The 7,139-nt window shown below is 33.1% G+C and carries 13 protein-coding genes; all 13 read right to left on the reverse strand.

Translation table 11 applies throughout. The annotated features are described in order from the left end of the window. Positions 1-230 precede the first annotated feature (230 nt). Positions 231-368: a hypothetical protein gene (locus ACYQ73_RS27840; RefSeq protein WP_460015419.1), complete on the reverse strand. Its 138-nt coding sequence runs from the start codon at positions 366-368 to the stop codon at positions 231-233. A 5-nt stretch (positions 369-373) separates the two neighbouring features. Beyond that, positions 374-826, reverse strand: coding sequence for a hypothetical protein (locus tag ACYQ73_RS27845; RefSeq protein WP_460015420.1), 453 nt, complete (start codon positions 824-826; stop codon positions 374-376). Beyond that, positions 826-1,092 (reverse strand): hypothetical protein, encoded by a 267-nt coding sequence (locus tag ACYQ73_RS27850; protein WP_460015421.1) that lies wholly within the window; start codon positions 1,090-1,092, stop codon positions 826-828. Before ACYQ73_RS27850 ends, ACYQ73_RS27845 begins: the two co-directional genes overlap by 1 nt. 102 nt (positions 1,093-1,194) lie before the next feature. Then, the gene (locus ACYQ73_RS27855; RefSeq protein WP_460015422.1) at positions 1,195-1,380 is read right to left on the reverse strand and encodes a hypothetical protein; all 186 of its coding nucleotides are present in this window, start codon (positions 1,378-1,380) and stop codon (positions 1,195-1,197) included. Positions 1,381-1,508: 128 nt separating this feature from the next. Then, the gene (locus ACYQ73_RS27860) at positions 1,509-2,618 is read right to left on the reverse strand and encodes a protein rep (protein ID WP_460015423.1); all 1,110 of its coding nucleotides are present in this window, start codon (positions 2,616-2,618) and stop codon (positions 1,509-1,511) included. 83 nt (positions 2,619-2,701) lie between these two features. Further along, positions 2,702-2,875, reverse strand: a complete 174-nt coding sequence (locus tag ACYQ73_RS27865; protein WP_460015424.1) for a hypothetical protein — start codon at positions 2,873-2,875, stop codon at positions 2,702-2,704. A 238-nt stretch (positions 2,876-3,113) separates the two neighbouring features. Beyond that, complete coding sequence (locus ACYQ73_RS27870; protein ID WP_460015425.1) at positions 3,114-3,287, reverse strand: hypothetical protein; 174 nt, start codon at positions 3,285-3,287, stop codon at positions 3,114-3,116. A gap of 16 nt (positions 3,288-3,303) precedes the next feature. Next, positions 3,304-3,495: a hypothetical protein gene (locus ACYQ73_RS27875; protein WP_460015426.1), complete on the reverse strand. Its 192-nt coding sequence runs from the start codon at positions 3,493-3,495 to the stop codon at positions 3,304-3,306. A gap of 12 nt (positions 3,496-3,507) precedes the next feature. After that, positions 3,508-3,714 carry a hypothetical protein gene (locus ACYQ73_RS27880; RefSeq protein ID WP_460015427.1) on the reverse strand — a complete coding sequence of 69 codons (207 nt, stop codon included), beginning with the start codon at positions 3,712-3,714 and terminating at the stop codon, positions 3,508-3,510. 277 nt (positions 3,715-3,991) lie between these two features. After that, on the reverse strand, positions 3,992-4,210 hold the full coding sequence (locus tag ACYQ73_RS27885; RefSeq protein WP_460015428.1) for a hypothetical protein: 219 nt from the start codon (positions 4,208-4,210) through the stop codon (positions 3,992-3,994). Then, on the reverse strand, positions 4,194-4,847 hold the full coding sequence (locus ACYQ73_RS27890; RefSeq protein ID WP_460015429.1) for a zonular occludens toxin domain-containing protein: 654 nt from the start codon (positions 4,845-4,847) through the stop codon (positions 4,194-4,196). Before ACYQ73_RS27890 ends, ACYQ73_RS27885 begins: the two co-directional genes overlap by 17 nt. Before the next feature lie 11 nt (positions 4,848-4,858). Then, complete coding sequence (locus tag ACYQ73_RS27895; RefSeq protein ID WP_460015430.1) at positions 4,859-5,140, reverse strand: hypothetical protein; 282 nt, start codon at positions 5,138-5,140, stop codon at positions 4,859-4,861. Next, positions 5,140-6,864 carry a hypothetical protein gene (locus tag ACYQ73_RS27900; protein ID WP_460015431.1) on the reverse strand — a complete coding sequence of 575 codons (1,725 nt, stop codon included), beginning with the start codon at positions 6,862-6,864 and terminating at the stop codon, positions 5,140-5,142. The genes ACYQ73_RS27895 and ACYQ73_RS27900 overlap by 1 nt, the downstream gene beginning before the upstream one ends. Positions 6,865-7,139: the final 275 nt, after the last annotated feature.

The raw sequence follows: 7,139 nt of genomic DNA on the forward strand, positions 1-7,139 counted from the left end.
GAAAATTTTCAAACCGATAAAGATACTGGCGATTAAAGCAAACAATCCACCTGCAATAGGTAGAGCAACACCAATTTCGGTTTTCATTCCAGCCGCAACTGTAGTTAATAAAGACGAAATCATAGAGCCTTCCATTTTGCCCCCTCCTTTCTAATGGCTTAGGAGAAATTATCCCCTTTTATGCTCACTATTAAGTAAGTCATTAATTGGCGATAACCTCACATAAACCATCAAAAGGATTTTAAAAATTGGAGCATTTTTTTAACTGTAAAACCTACCATAAAAGCAATACCAATAGCTAACATAGAAAGACTTATTAAAAAAATAATAGATTTTGATAAATCAAGTTCTGGGAAAATTTCAACCATACTCATCACCACTTACTCAATTGATTCCAGAACATATAAACAGCAAACGCAATAACAATTGATAAACCTACAAAATAGAAACCTTCAACATTATCTTTATGTTGCTTTTCCATCAATTCTATTGTTTCGGCGTGGTAACCCTCATTAGCTACCGCCATTTCATCAACAGCAGTAACTAATGATTGCAGTAAGTCGTGTTCCTTTTCAGTCGTTTCCGCTTGTAATTTCGCATCTTTCGCTGTTTTCAATTGTTCTTCTTTTAAATTCTTTTCATCTTCAACAGCTTTCTGCTTTTCTTCTTCTGCTAATTTTTCTGCTTCAGCTTTTTTTTGTTCTTGATCAGTTACTAAAACTTCTACCAGCTTATCAATCTTTGTTTCTAATTCAGTGAAATCAACGGTTGGTAAACCTAATTCATTTTGTTCTGGTAGACCAGAAGTTTCAATTTGTTCATCCATTAAATCACTTCAAGCAACTTGAAATAAGCTTTGTTTTGATATGCATTAACTTGAACTTTGAGTTCAATAACAGAACCATTATCGTAGTTTTGAACAAATTGTTCATATAAGCTCAAATCATCTGTTTTAACTTGTACAAGTTTGTCAGACCCTTCATTATCTGATTGATAAACATCTACATATAAAGATGTCTTATCGTTACCTCCAAAACTGGATTTTTTAGTAAAAGCTTTTAAAAACATACCTTTTACAATAGCAATCGCCATTCAAATTTCCTCCTTAAATTTGATTTTCAATAGAACAAAATGCGAACAGGTTTTCGACTGTCTATTTCTTGTTCGTATATAATCATAAAAAAAAAAGAGAATTTAATCAATATTTTTTCTGTTATTTTCTACTAAATCTATCAAAAATCGTTCGACTTTATTCGACAATTCCGAACCTTCTAAGCCTAATTTTTCAAGTTCACTTACTATTTCAACAGGCAATTTCACGTATATAGCTTTTCTTACTGGATAATCTTTTTGATAATCATATTTTCTAGGTCTAGGCATTTGCCACCTCACATAAATAATATTATCCTTTTTATTTTTCTTTTAGTGTAACAAAAAAAGCCTTACAGATTACTGTAAGACTTCTAAATTAATTATTTATGTTATATAATAAAAAGAACGGAAATATGTTATATTTCATTTGTGTCGGAATCTTCGTGCCCTGAAGATTCTTTTTTTGTTGCTAAAGTTATTTTTAAACCTAAATCATAACCATGCTTTTCAATATTATCTAAAAGTCTAGAACGTAAATCATATTTTAATATGTGTTTCCAATCAAAATATTCAATCAAGCCAAGAAGGTCAGCATCCTCTAATTTTTCTTTTGCTACCTCTTCATCACTTTTATCTTCCAGTACAAACTTTTTTTTCAACCCCTGAGACCACTGTAATTGTCGTTTCCCTTTATAAGCAGTTGCGTATTCTTTAAATAACCTTAAATACTTTTCATCTTCAGTGTTTAAATATAATCTTAAAAAATCATACGGTGTTAACGAATCTTTTTTACCTTTTTTCGTGTGCCACTTTGTCATTTCTTGTTCAATGGACCACGTACCATGTTTCGTAAAATATTCTTCGGCTTTATGTGCATTTTGTAAATCCAATCCATAATCAAAACTAGTCTTTAAATCAAATTTAATACAGGCTTTTTCCCAAAGTCGATACATTTTAATACGCATCTCTTCTAGATCACAATCATTTTCATAAAATATCGCTATGTGCGTATGAGGATGGAATCCATTATCTCCATATGTACACTCTGATGCTCGAATTCTTCCCACAATGCCCATTTCTAAACGAATATTATGATATGCTTTACCAGTCATAAATTTTTGAGTAGCTTGTCCAAATTTATCAAGTAAATCTCTTAAACTATCAAATTTATTATGTGCAAATGTCAATGTTAACATAGCTATTTTACCGTCTTTTGACTGAAACATATCAAAGGCTTTTTTTAATTCCAATTTCCGTCTTTCAGAAATTTTAGCTGCACAAACTGGGCATGTCCAAACTGAACCACAAACAGCTAAACCACTTAAAAACGCTTTACCTGTTTTATTATGTTGCCAAACCTTAATATCTTCATATGTTTGTTCAGCTTTATTAGGTATTCTATTTCTCAAGCATATTGAAACACGTTCACCAGGCAATGCTTTCTTTGATACAGACTGTAAAGCATACCTTTCAGAGCGTATTAAACGCTTTCTTTCATCTAATGACTCTTTAATAGATTCTTTCACATTGTATATCTCCTTCCTCTAGGGTGACTGTGATTTCGTAATATATACCAAGAGATTTTTTCCGCCTATCGGCTCCAAAAATCTTATTCCTCTCCTGATACTTCTTTTGCCATCGCTAGCATAATAGCTTTATCTAAATCGATACAACGTTGTTTAATAACAAAATAAACCTCGCGTGGTAAGTCAGGGTTAGCTTCTAGAAATTGATTAAGTTTCAAATTTTCTTTTTTGATATTTTCAATCCATTCATTTTCCATAAATATTAAATCCTCCTATCTAAAGATTAATAGTTGGCTTAAGCCAACTTAACTAAATATTTTTTCTCCTCCAGTTAAAAAAGCTTATAAGGAGAGTAGAGTAAATCTAGCTTAATTAAATTTGGCTACACGCTGTTACGCAAGCTATTCTCTATTCTCCAGTATAGCCTCCACTACGTTCCAGCGGCAGAGAATCATCTCTACCTTGGCGCTAATACTGGCAAGCCAGTGAGAGGTATCATCTGTACAACATTTGTTCAATTCTATCCTTAAGGATTTTTTGTAAAAGAACAAAATCATTATTATAGGGCGCATCATAGAAATCTTCTTCACCTTTGCTAAGTGTTCTTATTTCTTCAAGCTGATTTGATATATACTTCATATGGTCTGCTACTTCATCTAGTTCAAACATGAATCCACCCCTATTTTCATCTCTCTAATCTTTCTACAACACGTTGAGTAGCTACAAAAGCTCCCTCGTCATAAACGCTGTTAAAAAAATTATTATAAAACGTGTCTACAAAATCTTTTTGTTCTTGCCCTAGCTTCATTGACCTTGAAACTTCTAAAAATTCATCAAACAAAACTTTCTTTTTATCCATAAATTCTTGTCTATCCATCTCCACATCCCCTTACTCTGCTTTTTGAAATTCCTTAAACAATAGATCCATTTGAATCTTCTTCAATTCTTCTTCACTAAAATTTTCTTTTGCTAAATTTGCAATAGCTTTACGCATTAGAGCGCTATGACCACCACCAAATTTACTATCCAATGCATCCAAATAAGCTAAAGTTATTGCATCTTGTCTATATGTTCTAGTTATACTTTTAGCCAACATTGCCATAACCTCCCAATAGTTGTTTAGTAGATTATAGCATTGTAAATATATTAATGTAAATACATTTAAGTAAATACTTTTCGTGTAAATACATAGTTTTAGAAAATCTCATTTATAAAACAAAAAATATACACTGCAATTCCAACTAAAAAATCAAGTATTTTATCCATCATCCTCAAGCCCCTCCATTTACAACAATAAGAATAAATGCAAACGACGCCACACATAACAACAAATCTATCAATTCATGGTTTGTATCTTCCATATGGCTCACCCCTTATAAAAATCCATTTAATACACCTATTAAACTAGCTACAAACAATAAAATAAGTCCAAAGTAAAAGTTACCTGTTTTTCTTCTTTCATCACCAAATACATTCATCCCCCAAAAAATCAATCCTGCCAAAAACAAACTAAATATAATTAAAATTGGCGGTTCTATAAAAAAATTTAATTTTGATAAAAATTCTTCGACCATCTCAATCGGCTTGAACATCTTCATCACTCCTATCAAAAATCCTCAGTGTATCGTAGCGATCAGCAACTTTCTTTTTATAAAAATACATTCGCAATGTACCTCGTTCTTTTGACATCCCATTCCAGAACGAAATACCAGCAAACAGAGTTACTCTAAACAAAGACAATATTTTAAACACATGCATATTATTTAACCTTTTATGCTGCACTTCGTACTCGCACAAATTACGGATTTGCTTGTCCATCATGTCCCTATGTTGAGTAATAAAAATAAAATCGTAACCAAATTTACGAGATTGAGAGAGAAACTTTATCCATTCCATTCGGTCAGACTTATTCCATGAACGAGCATTAAAAGGTATACCTGCTTCATCAAATATGACCAAACAACTACCTTCTTTTTCGTTCCATCCCATTTCAATCGATTTCTTAATTAAATAATCTGGAGTTAATTCTTCATTCTCTTTATATATCCATCTGGGTTCTTTAAATTTTTCTTTTCTAAACTTCGCAAAGATTTTCTTTTTCGGCTTTATTGGAAAATTAGCTATAACCCATCTTTTACCCATTGGAGCATCAGCTATTACCGTACCGTTTTTTACTGCAGCATAACTCTTCCCACTACCTACAAACCCTGTATACAATTCTATACTCATAGAAAACACCCCTATTTAATCATCTTGATCCAACGCATTATATATTCGTACGCATACCATATAGCTATTACAGTTAACATCAATACAAAATGTTGTGCCATTGTTCCCAAAGGAAAAAAATAGCCTAAAGATTTACCAAATTCACCCCACTGAAGTGGTTCATTTTCAATCGGAAAAGATGGCAAAAGACCAATAACCCAAGCTATCGCAGATAATAAATTATTTAAAACATGCTCAATCAATAAATTACAAAGTTCAATCAACGCACATTTTATTGAATCGAATATACCCATTAATCTCCGCCACCTTTCATAAATCTGTAAAATAGAAACGCTAAAGATATATCAAACAAAATTACAATTAAACCTTTAAAAAATTTAATCCACGGATTAAAATACTCTGGTATTTCAAGAACTACATCATCCCCCAAAAAGGTTAAATTAAATGATGGTTTTTCGCTTCCAACACCATTAAATGCATTATCAATAAAACGTTTTAAATCCCATGGAATAGAAAACGGAAAAGCATTTGTAAAGGCATGTCCTACTTTTCCAAACTGTATTTTTTCAAAACCTTTTTCACACTTAAGGTCACTTTCAGTATTTGGTTTATTTTTACCCGGTATTTCTCCCGGCTCAGGATTAGGATTTTCCGGCGTTGGAGCTTTTTCAACCTTTAAACTACCATCTGAATTCACTGTTATAGTAGGATTTTTTACTGTCACATTTATATCCAATACCACCCGACCATCTGCTGTCCTATATGCAATATTCCCATCCTTATCAATAGAAGGGTAAACAGGTGTACCTGTACCTACTTCTTCTAACGGATATGCACCCGGTGCAACTACAGGCACTTTAGTACCTGGCTTTTTACTCGGTTGTAATTGCGCTTCGTCGAATTTAGGTACTACTACCTCTTCTGGCTTAGTAACTGGACCCGGAATATATGTGAATAACAAAGGTGATTGGTCTTCCTTCTCTGGGTTAAGAGCAAATCTTAATAAATTCATTGCTGCAAATGTATATAATTCAGGTCTTAATAATGTTTGGTTACCAGTGCTACCTGTTAATGCTTCTATATAATACTTTGGTGTTGTGTCAAGAGTAGGATTTATACGATACGAAACTAATCTGTTCTTATCTAAACCATATTTGGTAGTAGCATACTGATACAAAGTAATCTGTGTCATCTCAATTCCAACACCAAAATCATCACTATAATGTTCCATATTTGCAGTAGTAGCTTTTAACTTTCCACCGTATCTAGGAACTATCCTTAAAGTTCTATCTTTACTTTTCGTACTATAAACACCTTCGATTTTTACGCAGTCATTAACACCACCACAATTAAAAAGACCATTTATATTAACAGCTTGATCTAACTGAAACACTTTCCAAGATTCCTTTTCAGCATCCAACGGCAATTCTGGCAAACTTATTGAAGGTCTTACAAAACCTTGTCCATTCCCTGTTTCTAGCAATGATTCTTGATTCCCTAATGGCTCAATAAATCCTAATTCCACAAGCGCTTCATAAGCCACTTCATCAAAGAAGCTCATTACATCACCATCTATTGCATAATCAATTACAGCTACACCCAACCCAACTGCAAATATAGGTGCAAACCAATCCAGAAATTTCATCCACTTAGCTGCTGATGCACCACCAGCAATTTTTTTGTCTAATACCTTTTCTATCGTTTCAGATAACTCTTCTCTTTTAACATCCTTTTTTATTTGCAAAGGATTTGTACATTCGCCCGTAGGCTTTTTATATTGTGGTAGACAAATAGCTTCATACCCTTGTTTAGGTTTTTGACCAGACATGTTGTACTTTGCGTCCATAGCCAATTTAAAAGATATATCCATAGCTATATCCTTTGTAAATTCCTTCGCTGTATGTTTGGCCGCCTGACTCACAACCTTACCAACAGCTGCATGTGCTTCTTGCATAAAAATAAATGAACTACATAAAGCTAAATTTATCACCATAAATAGCACGAATATTTTTCTCATTTTTAAAATTTAACACCCCTTTTTCGGTGGGAAATCGCAATATAAGAAAATACGCCCTAGGGAGCCCAAGGAACCCCCGGCAGAGCCGGTACCTTACGCACCCAAGGGCGTATTTTGGTTATTAAGATTTAGCACCAGTAACGCGTTTGAAAATTTTCAAACCGATAAAGATACTGGCGATTAAAGCAAACAATCCACCTGCAATAGGTAGAGCAACACCAATTTCGGTTTTCATTCCAGCCGCAACTGTAGTTAATAAAGACGAAATCATAGAG

The sequence above is a fragment of the Lysinibacillus sp. CTST325 genome (assembly GCF_054665055.1).